The sequence below is a fragment of the Rhodococcus jostii RHA1 genome (assembly GCF_000014565.1).
Taxonomy (GTDB): Bacteria; Actinomycetota; Actinomycetes; order Mycobacteriales; family Mycobacteriaceae; genus Rhodococcus_F; species Rhodococcus_F jostii_A.
In genome coordinates this window covers 5,004,606-5,022,255 of the sequence record NC_008268.1, presented here as the reverse complement: position 1 = coordinate 5,022,255, position 17,650 = coordinate 5,004,606, and the positions used below count along the sequence as shown (strand labels likewise).

Annotated in this window: 19 protein-coding genes and 1 riboswitch; of the genes, 5 read left to right on the top strand and 14 right to left on the bottom strand. The window is 67.3% G+C overall.

Annotated elements, in window-relative coordinates:
- Window position 1 precedes the first annotated feature (1 nt).
- The 9 genes from RHA1_RS23215 to RHA1_RS23175 form a co-directional block, all read right to left on the bottom strand.
- Window positions 2-763 (bottom strand): SDR family NAD(P)-dependent oxidoreductase, encoded by a 762-nt coding sequence (locus tag RHA1_RS23215; RefSeq protein WP_011597084.1) that lies wholly within the window; start codon window positions 761-763, stop codon window positions 2-4.
- Between the two features lie 37 nt (window positions 764-800).
- A complete protein-coding gene (locus RHA1_RS23210; RefSeq protein ID WP_009477826.1) occupies window positions 801-1,562 on the bottom strand; it encodes an SDR family NAD(P)-dependent oxidoreductase in 762 nt (253 codons plus the stop codon).
- Window positions 1,559-2,761: an acyl-CoA dehydrogenase family protein gene (locus RHA1_RS23205; protein ID WP_016883968.1), complete on the bottom strand. Its 1,203-nt coding sequence runs from the start codon at window positions 2,759-2,761 to the stop codon at window positions 1,559-1,561. The genes RHA1_RS23210 and RHA1_RS23205 overlap by 4 nt, the downstream gene beginning before the upstream one ends.
- 50 nt (window positions 2,762-2,811) lie before the next feature.
- Entirely contained in the window at window positions 2,812-3,774 is a 963-nt protein-coding gene (locus RHA1_RS23200) for a phosphotransferase family protein (RefSeq protein WP_011597082.1), read from the bottom strand.
- Window positions 3,771-4,976, bottom strand: a complete 1,206-nt coding sequence (locus tag RHA1_RS23195; RefSeq protein ID WP_011597081.1) for an acyl-CoA dehydrogenase family protein — start codon at window positions 4,974-4,976, stop codon at window positions 3,771-3,773. The genes RHA1_RS23200 and RHA1_RS23195 overlap by 4 nt, the downstream gene beginning before the upstream one ends.
- A gap of 9 nt (window positions 4,977-4,985) precedes the next feature.
- The gene (locus RHA1_RS23190) at window positions 4,986-6,134 is read right to left on the bottom strand and encodes a thiolase family protein (RefSeq protein WP_011597080.1); all 1,149 of its coding nucleotides are present in this window, start codon (window positions 6,132-6,134) and stop codon (window positions 4,986-4,988) included.
- Entirely contained in the window at window positions 6,134-6,511 is a 378-nt protein-coding gene (locus RHA1_RS23185; protein WP_009477821.1) for a Zn-ribbon domain-containing OB-fold protein, read from the bottom strand. Before RHA1_RS23185 ends, RHA1_RS23190 begins: the two co-directional genes overlap by 1 nt.
- 38 nt (window positions 6,512-6,549) lie before the next feature.
- Window positions 6,550-7,338 (bottom strand): enoyl-CoA hydratase/isomerase family protein, encoded by a 789-nt coding sequence (locus RHA1_RS23180; protein ID WP_011597078.1) that lies wholly within the window; start codon window positions 7,336-7,338, stop codon window positions 6,550-6,552.
- A gap of 122 nt (window positions 7,339-7,460) precedes the next feature.
- Entirely contained in the window at window positions 7,461-8,600 is a 1,140-nt protein-coding gene (locus tag RHA1_RS23175) for an acyl-CoA dehydrogenase family protein (protein WP_011597077.1), read from the bottom strand.
- 100 nt (window positions 8,601-8,700) lie between these two features.
- Here RHA1_RS23175 and RHA1_RS23170 point away from each other — a divergent pair, with 100 nt between their 5' ends.
- Window positions 8,701-9,087, top strand: coding sequence for a hypothetical protein (locus tag RHA1_RS23170; RefSeq protein ID WP_009477818.1), 387 nt, complete (start codon window positions 8,701-8,703; stop codon window positions 9,085-9,087).
- Complete coding sequence (locus RHA1_RS23165; protein ID WP_011597076.1) at window positions 9,071-9,469, top strand: hypothetical protein; 399 nt, start codon at window positions 9,071-9,073, stop codon at window positions 9,467-9,469. The genes RHA1_RS23170 and RHA1_RS23165 overlap by 17 nt, the downstream gene beginning before the upstream one ends.
- A 59-nt stretch (window positions 9,470-9,528) precedes the next feature.
- Here RHA1_RS23165 and RHA1_RS23160 read toward each other — a convergent pair whose 3' ends face one another.
- Window positions 9,529-11,622: an ArnT family glycosyltransferase gene (locus RHA1_RS23160; protein WP_011597075.1), complete on the bottom strand. Its 2,094-nt coding sequence runs from the start codon at window positions 11,620-11,622 to the stop codon at window positions 9,529-9,531.
- Window positions 11,619-12,872: a bifunctional glycosyltransferase family 2/GtrA family protein gene (locus tag RHA1_RS23155; RefSeq protein WP_011597074.1), complete on the bottom strand. Its 1,254-nt coding sequence runs from the start codon at window positions 12,870-12,872 to the stop codon at window positions 11,619-11,621. Before RHA1_RS23155 ends, RHA1_RS23160 begins: the two co-directional genes overlap by 4 nt.
- A 140-nt stretch (window positions 12,873-13,012) precedes the next feature.
- On the opposite strand from RHA1_RS23155, the gene RHA1_RS23150 reads away from it, so the two are divergent.
- Complete coding sequence (locus tag RHA1_RS23150) at window positions 13,013-13,438, top strand: HIT family protein (RefSeq protein ID WP_192815092.1); 426 nt, start codon at window positions 13,013-13,015, stop codon at window positions 13,436-13,438.
- A 3-nt stretch (window positions 13,439-13,441) separates the two neighbouring features.
- On the opposite strand, the gene RHA1_RS23145 is transcribed toward RHA1_RS23150, so the two are convergent.
- The 3 genes from RHA1_RS23145 to RHA1_RS50590 form a co-directional block, all read right to left on the bottom strand.
- Window positions 13,442-14,824: a sensor histidine kinase gene (locus RHA1_RS23145; RefSeq protein ID WP_011597073.1), complete on the bottom strand. Its 1,383-nt coding sequence runs from the start codon at window positions 14,822-14,824 to the stop codon at window positions 13,442-13,444.
- Window positions 14,825-14,904: 80 nt separating this feature from the next.
- Entirely contained in the window at window positions 14,905-15,621 is a 717-nt protein-coding gene (locus RHA1_RS23140; protein ID WP_005561510.1) for a response regulator transcription factor, read from the bottom strand.
- 91 nt (window positions 15,622-15,712) lie between these two features.
- Complete coding sequence (locus RHA1_RS50590; RefSeq protein ID WP_157180193.1) at window positions 15,713-15,886, bottom strand: hypothetical protein; 174 nt, start codon at window positions 15,884-15,886, stop codon at window positions 15,713-15,715.
- 506 nt (window positions 15,887-16,392) lie between these two features.
- A riboswitch (guanidine-III (ykkC-III) riboswitch) is annotated at window positions 16,393-16,454 on the top strand.
- A 10-nt stretch (window positions 16,455-16,464) separates the two neighbouring features.
- Here RHA1_RS50590 and RHA1_RS23125 point away from each other — a divergent pair.
- Both RHA1_RS23125 and RHA1_RS23120 read left to right on the top strand, forming a co-directional pair.
- Window positions 16,465-16,779, top strand: a complete 315-nt coding sequence (locus RHA1_RS23125) for a DMT family transporter (protein ID WP_011597070.1) — start codon at window positions 16,465-16,467, stop codon at window positions 16,777-16,779.
- 49 nt (window positions 16,780-16,828) lie between these two features.
- On the top strand, window positions 16,829-17,632 hold the full coding sequence (locus RHA1_RS23120; protein WP_009477808.1) for a hypothetical protein: 804 nt from the start codon (window positions 16,829-16,831) through the stop codon (window positions 17,630-17,632).
- Window positions 17,633-17,650: the final 18 nt, after the last annotated feature.

Below are 17,650 nucleotides of genomic sequence, written 5' to 3'. Positions count from 1 at the left end.
CCTACCGGGCGGTCCAGCCGCCATCGACCACCAGAGTCTGGCCTGTGACGTACGACGACGCGTCCGACGCCAGGAAGAGCACGGCCCCGTCCACTTCACCGGGGCGTCCGCCGCGGGCGAGCATCGTGTTGCGGCGCACCCAGTCCGCCGAGCGCTGGTTGCTGAACAATCCATCGGTCATTTCCGTGTCGAACCAGCCCGGCACGATGGCGTTCACGCGGATCCCACGCCTGCCCCACTGCCCGGCGAGTTCGCGGGTCAGTCCGAGCACGCCGGCTTTCGATGCCGCATAGCTCGCCCCGCCGATGGGTGCCGTCGACACCAGCCCGACGACCGAGGAGATATTGATGATCGACGCGGCCTCGCCTGCCGGTGTGGTCGAGGCGACGGACGTGGCGAGATGAAATCCCGCGGCCAGATTGACGTCGAGAATCGAGGAGAATTCCTCCGGGCTCTCGTCCTCGGCGTTCGGCCTGCCGGGTCTGCCTGCGTTGTTGACGAGGACGTCGATTCGTCCGGCCTCCGCGAGTACCCGATCGACCAGCGAGCGCCGATCCGCGTCCACGGTGATGTCGCACTCGACGGGGACGACCCCCTCGACCTCGTCGGCCAGCGCCGCGAGGCGCTCGACACGGCGGGCGGCCGCGAAGACCGTCGCGCCCGCCGACGCCAGTGTCCGCGCGAATCCCGTTCCCAGTCCGGACGACGCACCCGTGACGACGGCGACGCGACCGCTCAGCTGGAACAGCTCGGGTACCTGCATGTGGTTGGCTCCTACTCGTGTTCGTGGCACGCGCGCGTCAGTAGACGGCCGTGCGCCCGCCGTCTACCGGGATGACGGCACCCGTGGTGTAACCGGCACGGTCGCCCGCCAGATGCACGACGAGACCGGCGATTTCGTCCGGGTGCCCCAGGCGGCCGGCAGGGAGTCGGTCGATGATCTTGCCGACGAACTCGTCGTCCCAATCCGCCGCCATGTCGGTCGCGAATCCGCCCGGCATGATGCAGTTCACCCGTACCCGGGGCGCGTATTCCTGAGCGAAGGCCATCGTCAGCGCGTTGAGACCGTTCTTCGATGCCGCGTACATCGCCTCCGGCGGGCTGGGCCGCAATGCCCCGATGCTCGAGATGTTGATGATCGAACCGCCCCCGGCCGCGCTCATCCTGGCACCGGCCACCGCCATGAGCCGGAACGGGCCCTTGAGGTTGACCTCGATCGTCTTGTCGAAGAGCGACTCGGAGACCGACTCGAGGTTCGGCGAGAGAGGTGCGATGCCGGCGTTGTTGACGACGATGTCGAGGCTCCCGAACTGCGCGAGAATGTGGTCGACGGCGAGTTCGATCGCGTCCCACTTCCCGACGTGCAGTGCGAGCGGTTCGGCGATGCCACCGGTGTCCCTCGTGATCGCGAGGGCCGCGGAGATGCACGCGTCCTCCTTGCGACTCGACACGATCACCGTGGCCCCCGCGGCGGCCAGCCCGCTGGCGATGGCGTATCCGAGCCCACGGGTGGCCCCCGTGACGAGTGCGACCTTGCCTGTCAGTTCTCGCGGTGCATTCATGCGTACTTCTTCAGTTCGAGGCGCGCGATGGTGCGCAGATGGACTTCGTTCGGACCGTCGGCGATCTGCAGCGCCCGGGTGATCGCATACAGCCGGGCCAGGATCGTGTCGTCACTCACCCCTGCCGCGCCGTAGGTCTGGACGGCATGGTCGACCACTCGATGAGCGACCTCCATGGCCGCGACCTTGATCGCGGCGACTTCCGACCGGGCCGCGGCGTTGCCCCGGGTGTCCATCAGCCACGACGACTGGAGAACCAGCAGCCGGATCTGGTCGATCTCCATCCGGCTGCGTGCGATCCACTCCCGTACCACACCGCGGTCGGCGAGCGGCGCACCGAAGGCATTGCGCTGCAGAGCTCGTCGGCACATCAGCTCGAGGGCGCGCTCGGCCATGCCGATCGCCCGCATCGCGTAGTGCATGCGGCCCGGCCCCAGCCTGCCCTGCGCGATCGCGAAACCGTCGCCCTCGGCGCCGAGCATGTGATCGGCAGGCACCCGGACGTCCGTGAACTGGACCTCGCCGTGACCGAGCCGGTCGCGGTACCCGAACATGGGCAGATCGCGGAGCACCTCGATACCGGGAGAATCCGCGGGCACCAGGATCATGCTCTGCTGCCGGTAGGTCGGAGCGTCGGGATCGGACTTGCCCATGAAGATGACGAGCTTGCAGTCGGGGTCGAGAATGCCCGAGGTGTACCACTTCCGGCCGTTCAGGACGTATTCGTCGCCGTCCCGGCGGATGGTCGACGTGATATTGGTGGCGTCCGAGCTCGCCACATCCGGTTCCGTCATGGCGAACGCCGACCGGATCGTGCAGTCGAGGAGCGGCGCGAGCCACCGGGACTGCTGTTGCTCGGTGCCGTACATGGCGAGGATCTCCATGTTGCCGGTGTCGGGCGCCGAACAGTTGATGGCTTCGTTGCCGATCACCGAGCGTCCGACCAGTTCGGCGAGCGGGGCGTACTCGAGGTTGGTGAGACCGGCGCCCCACTCGCCGTGCGTCATGAAGAGATTCCACAATCCGAGCTCGCGCGCCTTCGCCTGCAGGTCCAGCATGACCTTGGGCTGCTCGTGTGGGTTGTCGTTCGACTTGATCTGCTCGTCGTACACGGCCTCGGCCGGATAGACGTGCTCTTCCATGAAGTTCCGCAGCTGCTCGAGCAGTTGCTCGGTGCGCGCGGAGTATTCGAAGTCCACGTGAGGTCCTCTCTGTTCCGTCATCGCGTCACGCGATGATCGGAGGTTGATCAGGCAAGTAGCGCGGTTCCGCTGCGGATGAGCTGCGAGATGGTGTCGGGCAGCCGTTCCTGGTCGGGGTCGTGGTGACGGCCCTCACGGTGCCGGCGCAAGTTGTGGCCCATGATCGCCGCCATCTTCAGACGGCCGAGCGCGTTGAACCAGTTCATATCCGGCAGCGCCGGGTGATCCCCGGTGTAGAGGTCGATCAGTTCGTCCGCGGACGGCAGGTCCGGCACCGCGCGTCCCACCCCGGGAAAATTCGCCCCGTCGGCGAAGACGAGGAACCAGCCCAATTCGACCCGCGGATCGCCCAGGCTCCAGATCTCCCAGTCGATCAAAGCCGCGGGCTCGGTGTCACGCGCAATGATGTTGCCGAGCCGGTAATCGCCGTGCACCAACGTCGGTGCCAGCGCGTCGGGGAGATCGGCGGCGAGGAGGCGTAGTAGTTCGTCGCCGCCGCTGACGAGGTCGGGAGGAACGGCGTCCAGGGTGCGTTTCCACCGCGCCAGCTCCGCACCGGGTGACAACGGGTCCCCGGCCGCCGGGATCGTGTCGACCGGCACCGCGTGCAGCAGCGGCAGCACCGCGGCGGCCCGGCGCATCCGCGCTGCCGCGACAGCGGGTTCGACCGGCGGAGAATCGAGCACCGGCTCGAGCGATTCCCCGGCCACGCACTCCATCGCGAACCACGCCGGCCCGTCCTCGTCGACCGCGACGATGCGAGGAACGGGAACCTCTGTCGCACCGAGTGTTTCCATGATTCTTGCCTGGCGCACCATATCGTGCCGCCCGATGGGGCGTTGCCCCTCGGGAACCGCCTTGACCACGAGGTCGCCGTCGCTGGTCTGCACTTTGTATGTCAATCCGGAATGGCCACCGAGGAGCGGCTCGAGTGTGCCGACGTCGAGGCCGGGGCTCTGCTCGCGCAAGCGCTGGGCTACCCGGACGCCGAGTGTGCTGTTCGTCGTCATCGGCGCGGCTCCCTCGGCAGACCGAGAACACGCTCGGCGAGGATGTTGCGCTGGATCTCGTCGGTGCCGCCCGCGATCCGGTACCCGGGTGCGCCGAGCACATGCTCCGTCCATGCGAACGTTCCCCACTCGCCCGAGTCGGCAATCAGATCGCGCCCCAGCAACAGCCGGACAACCTCCGACGTACGCGCCATGGTGTCCGTGGCGAGCAATTTGCCCACCGATGCCTCGGGTCCGGGGTCCTTGTCGGCGACCACTGCCGCGGCCACCCGCATACCGGTCACGCGCTGGACATAGCTGCGGGTCACGAGATCCGCGACCTTGTCACGCTCGATTTCGGTCAGCTGCCGGTCCAGGTGACGGGCGAGTTCGACGGCGTGATCGGCGTTGGCCAGACCCAGGTTCCCGGCATCGAGTCGCTCTGCCGCCAGCACCGTCAAGGCGACCGGCCACCCCTCCCCCACCGGACCCAACCGGTGGTCGTCCGACAGTTCGACACCGTCGAGATAGACCTCGTTGAAGGAACTGCCCCCGGTCATCTGGCGGATCGGCCGGACGGTGACCCCGGGAGCATCCATCGGAACCAGGAACACCGTGAGTCCTGCGTGTTTGGGCGCGTCGGGGTCGGTGCGGCACACCGCCACCCCCACATCGGCGACGCGGGCGCCGGACGTCCACACCTTGTGCCCGGTGATCGTCCAGCGGCCATTCCGTTCGACTGCCCTCGTCCGGACGGCGGCAAGGTCGGATCCGGCTTCGGTCTCCGAAAACAGCTGACAGGCAATGATATCGGTCCGGAGCATCGCGCGCACATACCGCTCGCACTGTTCCGGTGTTCCCCACTGGGCGATTGCCGGGGCCACCAGTTGCTGCGTCACCGAGAACATTTCGGTCCGGCGCGGCACGTCGAAACAGTTCTCCTCCCGACGGAACGCAAGGACGTAGGACATCGGCAGGCCACGGCCACCGTACTCGTCCGGCCAATTCATCGAGCCCCAGCCGGCGTCGAACTTCGTCTGCTCGTACGCCCGGATATGGTCGGTCTCGTCGCGCTCCTGCTCCGCGGTCCAATTCTCGAAGACGGCGACGGAGTCGGATCCCACCCCCCACTTGATCTGGGTGCGCGGTTCGGCGACGGTTCTCAGCCACGCCCGCGCTTCGTCCACGAACTGGTCCAGGTCGGGCATCGTTGCTTGATTCATAGCTCTTCCTCAGACGGACAGGACGGTGCAGGCGCTGATTCCGGGCGCACCGTAGACATGGGTGAATCCGATGCGCGGGTGTCCGGGAACCTGTCGGGCACCGGCCTCCCCGCGCAACTGCGTGACGATCTCGTGTAGCTGCCGGAGGCCGGAGGCGCCGATCGGTTCCCCGTTGGCGATGCATCCGCCGTCGGTGTTGATGGGGATCCGGCCACCGATCTCCGTCTCGCCGGCCGCGATCAGTTTCTCCTGTTCGCCGTGCTCGCAGAATCCGCACTCGGCCATGTGCATGATCTCGGCGCCGCTCTCCGTGTCCTGGAGTTGCGCGACGTCCACATCGGACGGACCGAGTCCGGCCTGCTCGAACGCGGCGGCAGCGGTGGACGCACTTACGCTCGAAGGGGTTCCCTCGCCCTGTATCGACGGACCGAACACCTCGAAGGAGCCGAAGCGGCGGGTGCCCGCCGAAATGCCCCGTAGTTGAACGGGTCTGCCGCCGAGGCGCCGGACTGCAGCCTCACTCGCCACGATGACGGCGGCACCGCCCTCGCCGGGAGAACAGAACATGTATCGAGTGAGCGGGTCGTTGACCATGTCCGCTGCGGCGATCGCCTCAGCGGACATCGGTTCGCGGCGCCAGGCATTCGGGTTCAGCGAGCCGTTGCGGTACGCCTTCTCCGCCACGGCGGCCAGAGTCGGTGCGCTGATCGCGTGTTCGCGCATGTACCGCGCGATCTTGATGCCGAAGAACTGGGTGGTGACCATCAGGCCCGCCTCGCCGTAGCCGAGGGGCAGGCCCCAATCCTCCGGTGCCGGGTCGAAGGCGCCGCGCGGATGTTTGTCGAAGCCGACGGCGAGCGCGATGTCGGCGGCACCCGCGCGAATCGCGTTGACGGCCGACACCAGCGCGCTACCGCCGGTCGCGCAACCGTTCTTGACGTTGGTGAAGGGTATGCCGGTGAGCCCGAGTTCGGCGACCAGGGTGTCGGCGAGCCCGGAACCGTCGCTGCCACCGAATGCGACCTGAACATCGGTCCACGCGATGCCGGCGTCGGCCAAGGCGGACGCGATTGCGTCCAGGGCCAGCTCGCGACCGCTCTTGCCCGGCTGACGGCCGAACTTCGAGAGTCCGGCCCCGATGATCGACACGGTGGACATCAGCGGGTCTCCTTCAGATAGGCGTCGGTGGCGAACCGGGGCACCGGCGCCGTGGCGATCAAGGTCACCGGCGCCCCGTCGTCCAACTCGTCGAAGTCGTGGCATTCGAGCACGGCTTCGATCTTGATTCCCTCGGGGAGTTCGACGTATCCGACGGCGAACGGCGCGAAACCGTTCGGCGGCGGGACGTACGGCGGGGATTTCGGGGCGAACCGCTGAACCGTGTACGCCCAGACCGTTCCGCGTGTGCTGAGCGTGAACGGCGACATCGCCGGTCGTGAGCACTGCGAGCACAGGCCGGTGGCCGGGAACGCGACAGTCGAGCAGTGGGAGCACCGGCTCGCGCCGAGCGCAGGCGCGGTATGTGTCTCGCCCATCCTCATTCTCTCCTCGGGATTCGTCGACGGCGTTCGGATCAGCGACCGACCCAGACCGGGTCACGCTTTTCGAGGAAGGCGTTCACGCCTTCTCGCGCGTCCTCGGACTGCAGCGCGTTGCCGACGGCGAGGTGCTCCATCACCATCAGCGACTGGATGTCCGCGTCGAGACCGCGGTCGATGCACATCTTCGTGAGCTTCATCATGAACGGGCTCTTGTCGACGATCGGGGCGATGAACTCGGCGAGAAGCTTGTCGAGGTCCTCGGCCGGCGCCGACGCGTTGATCAGGTCGAAGGCCTCCGCCTCCTTGCCGGTCAGGAGTTTGCCGGTCAGCATGAGCTCCTTGGTCTTTCGAATTCCGATCATCCGCGGGAGCCGGTAGATCGGGCCTGCCCCACCGAACAGCGCGCGACGGATGTGGAAGTCGCCGATCCGGGCGTCCTCGGCGGCGATGGCGAAGTCGCAGGAGATCATGAGCTCGAAACCGCCTGCGGTGACGAAGCCTTCGAGAACCGCGACAGACGGCGTGTTCATCGAGTACAGGCGGTCGCAGACCCTGGCGGACAGCACGGCGACGTCCATCGCGGTGGTGGAGCCGACGTACTTCTCCCGCAGTTCGTCGAGATCGAAGCCCGAGCAGAAGGTGCCGTCACGTCCACGCAGGACGAGCACCTTGAGGCTGGGGTCGTTGTCGACCTCCACGATGATCTCGTCGAGGCGATGCAGCAGCTCGACGGTGACCGCGTTCTTCTTGTGCGGGCGGTTGAGCCACACACGGGCGACGTCGCCGTCCTTCTCGAGCACGATGTGGTCGGTGTCCACCATGTCGGTGTCCTTTCGAGGGGAGAAACTGAACTGGATTCACTTCAGTTCTACTGGGTGGGAGATGGTCCGTCAATAGGGCGGGGCAAGAGGTTTCGATTCAGCCGAGGGCAGGCGCCCCCGATTCAGAGCCCGACGAGATCCGCGACGCGACTGCGGTGTGCCCGCGAATCACCGAGAAGCGGTTCGTCGCCGAGCGCGCGGCGAACGTAGGAATGCGCCGCATGTTCCCAGGTGAAGCCGACACCGCCATGCAGTTGCACGGCCTCGAGGGCGGTGGCAATCGCGGCCTCGGTGCAGATCGCTCCCGCGACCGCGGCCGGGAGCGCCGCGGAGTCCGGGTCTTCCGAGAACACGGCGGCCGCATATCGCGCCGCCGATCGCGCCTTCTCCAACTCGACCAAAGTGTTGGCCAGTCGATGCTTGACGGCCTGGAAGGAGCCGATCGCTCGCCCGAACTGATGGCGCTGCATCGTGTATTCCGTTGTGCTTTCGAGTAAACGATCGACAATCCCCACATGTTCGCACGCCAGCCCGATCACTCCCAGGCTCCGCAGCGATGCGGCCGCCCGCAGTGCGTCGCCGGATCCGACGAGACGCACCGCGGCCGCATCGTCGAAGAGCAGATTCGCCTGCCGCCGACTGGGATCGATGACCGGAAGCTCCGTGCGCCGCACCGGGGCGGTCCGCAGATCGACCGCGTAGAGGCCGGGTCCCTCGTCACCGCGCCCGAGTAACACGACGATATCGGCCGCGCCGCCCTGCACGACATTGGTCGCGCGGCCGGACACCGACCAGCGACCTCCGGTTCGGGTGGCGTCGACGAAATCGGTCTCCGCGCTCAGGGCTGTCACGGTTGCGACGAGTTCGCCCTGGACGACTCGCCCCAACAGTTCGTCGACCTGCGGGCACCTGTCGGCGGCGAGCAGGGCCTGCACTCCCAGTGTCGCGGACGTGAGTACGGGTTCGCAGACCAGCGCGCGCCCGCATTCTTCGAGAACGATCCCGAGTTCGACCACGCCGTAACCCAGACCGCCGCGATCCTCCGGCACCGTCAGGGCGGCGACGTTCATCTCCTCGACGAGAAGCGACCACAACTCGGTTGAATAGCCGATTTCCGACTCGGCGGCGAGTCTGCCGGCCTCGAGCGTCGAATGCCGATCCAGCAATTGGCGGACCACCGCCCGGATATCGTCGTGCTCGGCGACAGGCGTCATCGCCGGGGGTTCGGTCTCGGGCCAGGGATGGGAATGGGGCGACGGCATGGAACTCTCCTCAAATTGACGTGAGTTCAGTTTAGTTTCGCTGCAGCCGTCGCGGCAAGGAGTCTCGACAAGCGGCGTTGCGTTGAACTAAGTTCATTTCATGACCGATGCACTCGTGATCGAGCGGTACTACGCGATCCTCGACAGCGGCCGGATCGACGACGCAGTTGCCCTGCTCGACGAATCGATCGAGTTCGCCATAGTCCTCCCGGGTACCGTCCGCCGGGGGTACAGCCGCGCCGACATGCTCGACTACCTGAGGGGACGGCCCCCGGTCGATCGACGACACGTGCTGCTCCGAACGAGCAGCGCCGGCGACGTCCAGTTCGCCTACGGTTCCGTCGTCGAGAACGACGTGAAGACAACCGGCTACTTCCTCGCCGCGATGCACCTCGACAGCGATGGCGCCGTCGACGCGTACGAGGTGTCCTTCGACACGGAATTCAGCATTCTCACAAAGGAGTTGGCCCATGGGAAGCGCGACTGAACTGAACGAGACGACTTCTGCGACTCCCGTGCTGGTCGCGTGGTTCGCGATCATGGATTCGGACGATCCCGACCGCGTCCTGAACATGATCACCGACGATTTCCGGATGTCGGTTCAATTCTCCACCGGCGGAGGGAATGCCGCCGAATTCGTCGGGGATCGCGCCGGACTCGTCGAGTACCTGCAGCAACGCGAGAAGAGTGTGCTCGTCCACGAGGTCCTCGCGGGTGCTCGTGTGGGAGACGTCGAACTGGCGCTGGGACGCACCACCCGGAACGGCGAATTCGAGGCCTCGTTCAACACGTCGGCGCAACTCGACGATTCGGGCCTCGTGCGGAGGTTGCTGATCTGCCGCACGCCCGAGATCTCGTTCGACGTCTGACACAGCTGTGAGTACTTGTTAACCGCGGGCGGTTAACAAGTACTCACAGGGGGTTTCGGTCAGGACGTGAGGTCGTACAGGGTCACGCCGTCGACGGTGACGGCGGTGAAGTTCTCCTGCACCCAGGTGGAGATCTCCGATGCCGTTCCGTCTCCACCCATTCCGCCGCCTCGGCCGCCGGCGATGAAGTAGTGGATCTTGCCGTCCGCCACGTACTGCTGGAACTGCTCCAGCGTGGGTGACGGATCGCTGCCGTTGAAACCGCCGATCGGCATGACCGGGTCCTCGGTGGCGAGCTGGTAGCCGGACGCACTGTTGGATCCGATGGCCGCTGCCACCCAGGTGTAATTGCCGGAATCCTGTTCGAGCAACGACACCAGTTCCGCGCCCGGCTCGCTACCGGAGAGCAGTCCCCCGGCGGCGCCGCCGCCCATGGCACCCATACCGCCCATTCCGTCGGGGGCTCCTGCCGCCGCGCCGTCCGTTGCGCCGGCGACGGCACCGCCCGGTGCGGTAGGCACCGCGGCACCGTCGGTGCGGCCGCCCATGCGTCCGGCACCGTCCATGCCGCCGGGGCCACCCATTCCGCCGGGGCCTCCGCGGGCGCCTTCGACGTTGGGTCCGGCCGAGACGATCGAACCGGTGTGCGGCGTCGCGATGGTGTCGACGGCGTAGGCCGTCGGTCCCGCGAGCCCGGTGAACAGTGCGGCCAGCGCGACGACGGCCGCGATCCGGCCTCGGGTCAGCGCCGGAACCAGCACGGCAACCGCGGCGACGACGCCGACGACGACCACGGCCCACTTCAGCCACGGCACGAACGACGCGCTGCGTCCGAGCAGAACCCAGGACATGGCCGCGGTGGCCAGCAATGTCGCGGCGAGAACCGCCCGCACCCACAGCGTGTCCCGTCGACGCCACAGCGTCACCGAACCGATCGCCACCAGCGCGGCCACGGCCGGTGCGAGCGCGACGGTGTAGTACGCGTGGAAGATGCCCGCCATGAAGCTGAACGTCAGTCCGGTGACGAGCAGCCACAGACCCCACACGAGGAACGACGCGCGCTGGGTGTCGACGCGAGGCGCCCTGCCGCGCAGTGCGAGACCGGCGACCAGCAGGATCAGTGCGGCCGGGATGAGCCAGGCGATCTGACCGCCCTGAGCCGACTCGAACATCCGCGTGATGCCGGTGCTGCCCCACATACCGCCACCGCCGGGGGCTCCTCCTCCGGGGAAGCCGCCGCCCGCCATGGCCTCGCCGGCACCGCCCATGGCCGTTGCGGCGTCCCCGCGACTGCCGCCGCCGGGCATGACACTGCCGGTCTCCTCACCGTTCAACCGGCCGAGACCGTTGTAGCCCAGCGTGAGTTCGAGGATCGAGTTGTTCTGCGAACCACCGATCCAAGGGCGCGACGACGCCGGCCACAGTTCGACGATCAGCAACCACCAGCCCGCCGAGACGATCATCGCGCCGAGCGCGGCGAAGCACTGAGCGAGGCGTTTGCCGAACTTCGGCGGTCCCGCGACGAGATAGGTCAGGGCGAGCGGCGGGACGACGAGCATCACCTGAAGCTGCTTGGTCAGGAACCCCAGACCGACGAACACGCCGGTCAGCACCATCCACCGGGTGCGTCCGTCCTCCACGGCCCGCAGCATCGCCCACACGGAGGCGATCATCAGCAACACCAGCAGGGCGTCGGGGTTGTTGAACCGGAACATCAGCACCGCGATCGGCGTCAGCGCCAGCACCAGACCCGCGAGCAGACCGGCCGGGGCGCCGAACCACCGCTTCACCGTGGCGTACAACAGGGCGACGGAACCGACACCGAGCAGCGCCTGCGGTACCAGCATCGCCCACGAGCTGAGCCCGAAGACCCGCACCGACAGCGCCATCAGCCACAGCGACATCGGAGGCTTGTCGACGGTGATGGAGTTGGCGGCGTCGGAGGATCCGAAGAAGAACGCCTCCCACGACTCCGAACCCGCCTGCACCGCGGCCGCGTAGAACGAGTTGGCCCAGCCGGACGCGCCGAGCCCCCAGATGTACGCGACCGCGGTCCCGACCAGCAGTGCGGCGAGCGCCCAGGTCTCCCACCGCCTGCGGGCGGGAGGTGGTTCGGCCGCGTCGACCTTCGGTTGTTCGAGGGTCGTCGTCATGCGTGAACTCCTTCGGGGCGTGCGTTCCTGAAGACCCAGCGAAGGGCTATGAAACGGCTGATGGTGGCAACGAGATTGGCGAGAACGAGGACGGCGAGTTCGACGTGCTTGGACACGTCCGGGGCCGCCGAGTGGAGGACGTACAGCGAACCGCTGGTGAGCAGCAGTCCGAAGGCGAACACGAGCAGACCCTGCATCTGATGCCGGGCGGCACCCTCGGATCCGCGGACACCGAAGGTGAACGCGCGGTTCGCCGCCGTGTTGAGCACAGCGGTGACGAGCAGTGAGACGGCGTTGGCCCACTGCGCACCCACGATCGGATGCAGGATCAGGTAGAGCAGCGCGTACGCGACGGTGGACGCGACGCCGATCACGGCGAACCGGGCCAACTGCCCGACCATGCCGCGGGGAACTCCGGGCACCAGCGGCTCGCGCCCGAAACTGTCGCGCAGGCTGCCGATGGGCAGCGATCCGGTGGACAGTGCCCGGCCCACCCGCCACACGCCCTTGAGGTCGGCGACGGCGGTCGCGACGATGTCGACGCGACTGTCCGGGTCGTCGACCCAGTCGACGGGGACCTCGTGGATGCGGAGGCCGGCACGTTCCGCGAGCACCAGCAACTCGGTGTCGAAGAACCACCCAGTGTCCTCGACCAGCGGCAGCAGGCGCTGCGCGACGTCCGCCCGCATCGCCTTGAACCCGCACTGCGCGTCGGAGAACCGCGCGTGCAGTGCGCTGCGGAGGATGAGGTTGTAGCTGCGGGAGATGAACTCGCGCTTCGGTCCCCGGACCACCCGCGACGAGCGGGCGAGGCGGGAACCGATCGCGAGGTCCGAATGCCCCGACAGCAAGGGCGCGATGAGCGGCATCAGGGCGTTGAGGTCCGTCGACAGGTCGACGTCCATGTACGCCACCACCTCGGCGTCGGAGGCACTCCACACCGCGCGCAGAGCGCGGCCTCGCCCCTTCTCGTCGAGGTGCACGACGTGGATGCCGTCGATCTCGGCGGCCAGCCGGTGCGCCACGGCGAGGGTGGCGTCGACGCTGGCGTTATCGGCGATGGTGATGCGGGCGGAGTAGGGAACGTTCTCGTCGAGGTGCCGCCGCAGCCGCCGCACGCAACGTTCGAGTCCGGCTTCCTCGTTGTAGACCGGCACGACAACGTCGAGCACGGGCGCGGTCTCGGAGGTTTCGGGGATCTCGAGTCGTCCCATGGCGCCCGGTGCGCGGGAGAGGGAATTCGTCGTCATGCGTCCAAGATTCGTCCCGTACGCTCCGATGACTCTGGACGGAGGCTGGGAGTTTCCTGTGCGCTTCGCGCCCGTGAGTACTTATTAACCGCGGGAGGTTAATAAGTACTCACGGGGGGCGAAGCCGCATAATGGCGGCCATGGGATCTGTATTCAGCGCCATCATCAACGGAGATCTGCCCGGACGTTTCGTGTGGGAGGACGAGGACGTCGTCGCGTTCCTCACCATCGCCCCCGTCACCCAGGGCCATGCCCTCGTCGTACCCCGCAAGGAGGTGGACCAGTGGCAGGACGTCGACGGTGAGATCTGGACGAAGGTCATGGACGTCGCCCGCACGATCGGGCAGGCCGTCCGCCCCGCGTTCGACGCACCGCGGGCAGGCCTGCTGATCGCGGGTCTCGAGGTGCCGCACCTGCACGTGCACGTCTTCCCGGCCTACGACCTCGGCGATTTCAACATCAGCAACGCCGAGCAGAATCCGTCCCAGGAATCGCTCGTCGAGGCGCAGGCGAAGCTCAAGGCTGCACTGCGCGAACTCGGTCACGGGGAGAACGTCCCCGACTGACGGTCAGTTCGACCGGGGCAGTTCCACCCGGAACGTGGCACCCTCGCCGGGCCGGCTGTCGACGGTCACCGACCCCCGGTGGGCGGCGACGAGGGCGGCCACGATCGACAACCCGAGGCCACTGCCACCGCTCTCCCGGGTCCGCGACGCGTCGGTGCGGTAGAACCTCTCGAACACCCGGGCCGCGTCCTCCTCGCTGAGTCCCGGTCCGGTGTCGGCCACCTCGAGCACGACGCTGCGCTCGGTGGTGCTCAGCCGCACCGTCACGTCCGCAGTGGCGGGGGTGTGTTTGACGGCGTTGGCGAGCAGGTTGCCGAGGACCTGCCGCAGCCGCGCCTCGTCACCGATCACCTCGGGTGTCCCGGGTCCCGGGCGGACGTCGAGCGCGATGGACCGATCGGGGGCGACGGCGCGCGCCCCGTGCACGGCGTCCGACGCCACCGACAGCAGGTCGACGGGCCGGGTCTCGAGGGGACGCTGAGCATCGAGCCGGGCGAGCATGAGGAGATCCTCCACGAGGAGCCCCATCCGCGACGCCTCCCCTTCGATGCGACTCATCAGGGTTTCCGTGTCGGTCATCGCGCCTTGTCGATACAACTCGGCGAAGCCGCGGATCGTGGTGAGCGGGGTGCGCAGCTCGTGACTCGCGTCGGCGACGAATCGCCGCATCTTCTCCTCGGAGCGGCGCGCCGATTCCTCCGACGCCTCGGTGGCGGCGAACGCGTGCTGGATCTGGGCGAGCATTCCGTTGAGCGCCACGGACAGTCGACCGATCTCGGTACGATCGTCCCGTTCCGGAACACGCCGGTGCAAGTCGCCCGAGGCGATCGCCGCGGCGGTCTCCTCCACTTCGACGAGGGGACGCAGACTACGCCGGACCACGAAGTACGCCACCACTCCGAGCGCGATCAGCACGACCACACCGATGATGAGTTGCAGCACGATCAGCCGGTTCACCGTTTCGTCGTTCTCGGTGAGTGTCATCGCGACGGTGGTCTCGGTTCCGTCCGGCGCGGTCGTCGTCAGCACCCGCCACCGCACGTCGGAGTTGTCGGTCGAGCCGACCGTCTCGGGCCCGGACGCGGGGTTCTCGGGCAGTGCGGGGGAGACGGATTCGTCGTTGATCTCGCGCAGGACCGTTCCGTTCGCCAGCGTCGTGCGGACGTAGAACGGGCTCGGTGGGCGGCCGGGGTTCGGTTCGTCCGGCGGCGGCAGCGGGCGCGACTTGCCGGGCTTCGCCCACCCCTGAGCCGCGTCGTGCAGCTGGTGGTCGACGCGGTTGGTCAGCGAATTCTCGAGCGCCGACGTCACCGCGACACCGGACGCGAGGAGCCCGAGCGCAGAGAGCAGGAGCACGGCGCCGACGAGGGTGATGCGCAGCGGCATCGCGCGAATCCACCGTCGCGCAGGCCCGTTCGGGACAGCGGCGACCGCCTCGGCCGACTCCCGCGGAGCCGCGGGCGCGGTCATCGCCGCGGTTCTCGCATCACGTAGCCGACTCCGCGGAGGGTGTGGATCAGCGGCGTCTCGCCGGTGTCGACCTTCCGGCGAAGGTAGGACACGTACGACTCGACCACCCCGACCTCACCGCCGAAGTCGTAGTTCCAGACGTGGTCGAGGATCCGCGGCTTGCTCAGCACGGTGCCGGCGTTGACCATGAAGTACCGCAGCAGCGTGAACTCCGTCGGCGACAGCGACACCAGGTCGCCCGCCTTCCAGACCTCCCGCGTGTCGTCGTCGAGTTCGATGTCGGCGAACTTGATGCGGGCGGACTGCTCCTCCACCGACACCTTGCCGGCCCGCCGCAGGATGACGCGGAGCCGGGTCACCACTTCCTCGAGACTGAACGGCTTGGTGACATAGTCGTCCGCGCCGAGGGTGAGGCCGCTGATCTTGTCCTCCACCGCGTCCTTCGCGGTGAGGAACAGCACCGGAGCGTCCACACCGTCGGCGCGCAGCCGCTTGAGCAGGCCGAACCCGTCCATTCCCGGCATCATGACGTCGAGGATCACGGCGTCGGGGCGGAACGTGCGCGCCGTGTCGAGTCCCTCGGCCCCGGTCGACGCCGTCGCCACCTCGAATCCCTGAAAACGCAGGCTCACGGAGAGCAACTCGAGGATGTTCGGTTCGTCGTCGACGACGAGGACGCGGGCTTCGACAGGCTTCTCATTCACGCAACCCATCATCACTTGTGACGCTGGATCGTCGCTGTAGGTTTCCTGGGAGATTGCTGTGAGCCGGTACCGCCTGCTTGTGCGGGTGGGATTCCGGTCGTCAGTTCACCACGATGTTGAGGTTGAGTACTACTCCGCCGAACGTCAGGATCGTGTTGGCCAATCCGAGTGTGACACCGCTGTTGAGTGCCCCGAGCAGTCCGAGCATCATGACCTCCATCGTCGCCCCGGGGAGGGGTGGTTGCGCGCTGTCCGTGCGCGTTGCGGAGAACACTAGGTCAACTCGGAAGAATTCGCGGCGACACACGCGAGCAAATTCGCTGAATAAAATCACCCATTCCTCTTTACCGAAAAAGGGGGAAATTCTCGGTTCATGAGCAAGGATGGGAAAGTTGCGCTCCGCGCGCCGGCGCCTCCGGTCGTCGCACACGGGACAACCCCGCCGTCGATCCGACAGCGGGGTTGCGGGAGCGGAGTTGTCTTGACAGGCAGGAAGTTCAGGCTACGACATTCAGGTTGAATACCACTCCACCGAACGTCCCGATCGTGTTGGCGAGCCCGAGGGTGAAAGCGCTGTTGATTGCGGCGAGCAGTCCGAGCATCATGATGTGCCTCGTTATCTTCCGTGGTATATGCACAGAATTCACTGTTTCGCTCGACAATAAATGAGACGACCCCGATCTGCGAGATAATCGGCGCATTCGCGACCCGTGCGCGTTCGAGGAGTGTGTGTACTCGCTCACCACTCACAGGCGCGGAGCGCCCCGTTGGGTACCGTGGAAATCGTCGACACGACATCCGGACGAGCGCACCGTACCCGGCCAGCGACAAGACGGTGCCCGGAGGTTTGTCATGGCGTGGATCGTGCTTGTGCTGTCGGGAATCCTGGAGGCCGTCTGGGCCACCGCGCTCGGCCGATCGGAAGGGTTCACCAAACTCGGACCCAGTGCCGTATTCGGTGTCGCGTTGATTCTCAGCATGGCGGGTCTGGCGTTCGCGATGCGCAGTCTCCCCATCGGAACGTCGTACGCGGTCTGGGTCGGCATCGGCGCAGCCCTCACGGTCGGGTTCGCGATGGTGACCGGCGCCGAGAGCTCCTCGCTGGTGAAGATCCTCCTGATCCTGGGCATCGTGGGATGCGTCGTCGGGCTGAAGGTCCTGCACTGACCGGATCAGTGACACTCGATGCTTGTGTGTCGCGGGTTACAGTAATTCCATGAACCTGGTGTCGTTGATGACCCTCCCGGTGCGCGTCGGTCTCGCTGCGGCCGATGTCGGTCTCGGAATCGCCGAAGCCAGCCTGGTGACCGTCCGGACGGCGGTCGCCGGAACCGGTGTGGTCACGGGGATGGGAACCCAGGGCAGCCCGTTGCAGGTGATCAGCCAGCTGTCGTCGCTCGCGGCCAACGACCGCCCGCTCGGGCAGGCCCTCCAGCCGGGTGGTCCGCTCGACCGCCTCCTCGCTCCGGGCGGTCCCGTCGACCGTCTCACGTCGGAGGGCGGCACCCTCGAACGCCTGCTCGAGCCGGGCGGCCCGCTCGAGCGGGTGCTCGCCAAGGACGGCCCGCTCGACCGGGTGCTCGCCGAGGACGGCACCCTGGAACGGCTTCTCGCAAAGGACGGTCTGCTCGACCGTCTCACCGCCGAGCAGGGACCTCTCGAACGGCTGACCGCGCGGGACGGTGCGGTCGAGCGGCTCACGGCGCCGGGCGGAATCGTGGACCGGGCGCTCGCCGAGAACGGCATCCTCGAGGCCCTGCTGTCGGAGGGCGGTGCGTTCGAACGGCTGATCGCCGAGGGTGGCCCGCTCGACCAGATCGTGGCGCTGTCCGAGACGTTGACGGCCCTGGCGCCCAACCTCGAGCGGATGAGCGCCAGCATCGACCTGCTGCAGGAAACGGTGGGGATTCTCAGCGCCGCGGTCGGGCCGCTCGGCGACCTCGCCGGCAAGTTGCCGGGACGCTGGCTCAAGGGCAAGGGCGACCGCCCGGGCGTCGACTACACGCTCGGGCCCGCCTGACGCCTTGACCTGAACGCA

What these genes read in the sequence shown, in the direction of transcription:
- RHA1_RS23140 (WP_005561510.1), bottom strand. Translation starts at nt 15,621, where the DNA reads ATGGGTTGCGTGAATGAGAAGCCTGTCGAAGCCCGCGTCCTCGTCGTC.
- RHA1_RS23215 (WP_011597084.1), bottom strand. Translation starts at nt 763, where the DNA reads ATGCAGGTACCCGAGCTGTTCCAGCTGAGCGGTCGCGTCGCCGTCGTC.
- RHA1_RS23170 (WP_009477818.1), top strand. Translation starts at nt 8,701, where the DNA reads ATGACCGATGCACTCGTGATCGAGCGGTACTACGCGATCCTCGACAGC.
- RHA1_RS23155 (WP_011597074.1), bottom strand. Translation starts at nt 12,872, where the DNA reads ATGACGACGAATTCCCTCTCCCGCGCACCGGGCGCCATGGGACGACTC.
- RHA1_RS23180 (WP_011597078.1), bottom strand. Translation starts at nt 7,338, where the DNA reads ATGGTGGACACCGACCACATCGTGCTCGAGAAGGACGGCGACGTCGCC.
- RHA1_RS23165 (WP_011597076.1), top strand. Translation starts at nt 9,071, where the DNA reads ATGGGAAGCGCGACTGAACTGAACGAGACGACTTCTGCGACTCCCGTG.
- RHA1_RS23210 (WP_009477826.1), bottom strand. Translation starts at nt 1,562, where the DNA reads ATGAATGCACCGCGAGAACTGACAGGCAAGGTCGCACTCGTCACGGGG.
- RHA1_RS23200 (WP_011597082.1), bottom strand. Translation starts at nt 3,774, where the DNA reads ATGACGACGAACAGCACACTCGGCGTCCGGGTAGCCCAGCGCTTGCGC.
- RHA1_RS23150 (WP_192815092.1), top strand. Translation starts at nt 13,013, where the DNA reads ATGGGATCTGTATTCAGCGCCATCATCAACGGAGATCTGCCCGGACGT.
- RHA1_RS23145 (WP_011597073.1), bottom strand. Translation starts at nt 14,824, where the DNA reads ATGCCGCTGCGCATCACCCTCGTCGGCGCCGTGCTCCTGCTCTCTGCG.
- RHA1_RS23125 (WP_011597070.1), top strand. Translation starts at nt 16,465, where the DNA reads ATGGCGTGGATCGTGCTTGTGCTGTCGGGAATCCTGGAGGCCGTCTGG.
- RHA1_RS23185 (WP_009477821.1), bottom strand. Translation starts at nt 6,511, where the DNA reads ATGGGCGAGACACATACCGCGCCTGCGCTCGGCGCGAGCCGGTGCTCC.
- RHA1_RS23195 (WP_011597081.1), bottom strand. Translation starts at nt 4,976, where the DNA reads ATGAATCAAGCAACGATGCCCGACCTGGACCAGTTCGTGGACGAAGCG.
- RHA1_RS23120 (WP_009477808.1), top strand. Translation starts at nt 16,829, where the DNA reads ATGAACCTGGTGTCGTTGATGACCCTCCCGGTGCGCGTCGGTCTCGCT.
- RHA1_RS23190 (WP_011597080.1), bottom strand. Translation starts at nt 6,134, where the DNA reads ATGTCCACCGTGTCGATCATCGGGGCCGGACTCTCGAAGTTCGGCCGT.
- RHA1_RS23160 (WP_011597075.1), bottom strand. Translation starts at nt 11,622, where the DNA reads ATGACGACGACCCTCGAACAACCGAAGGTCGACGCGGCCGAACCACCT.
- RHA1_RS23175 (WP_011597077.1), bottom strand. Translation starts at nt 8,600, where the DNA reads ATGCCGTCGCCCCATTCCCATCCCTGGCCCGAGACCGAACCCCCGGCG.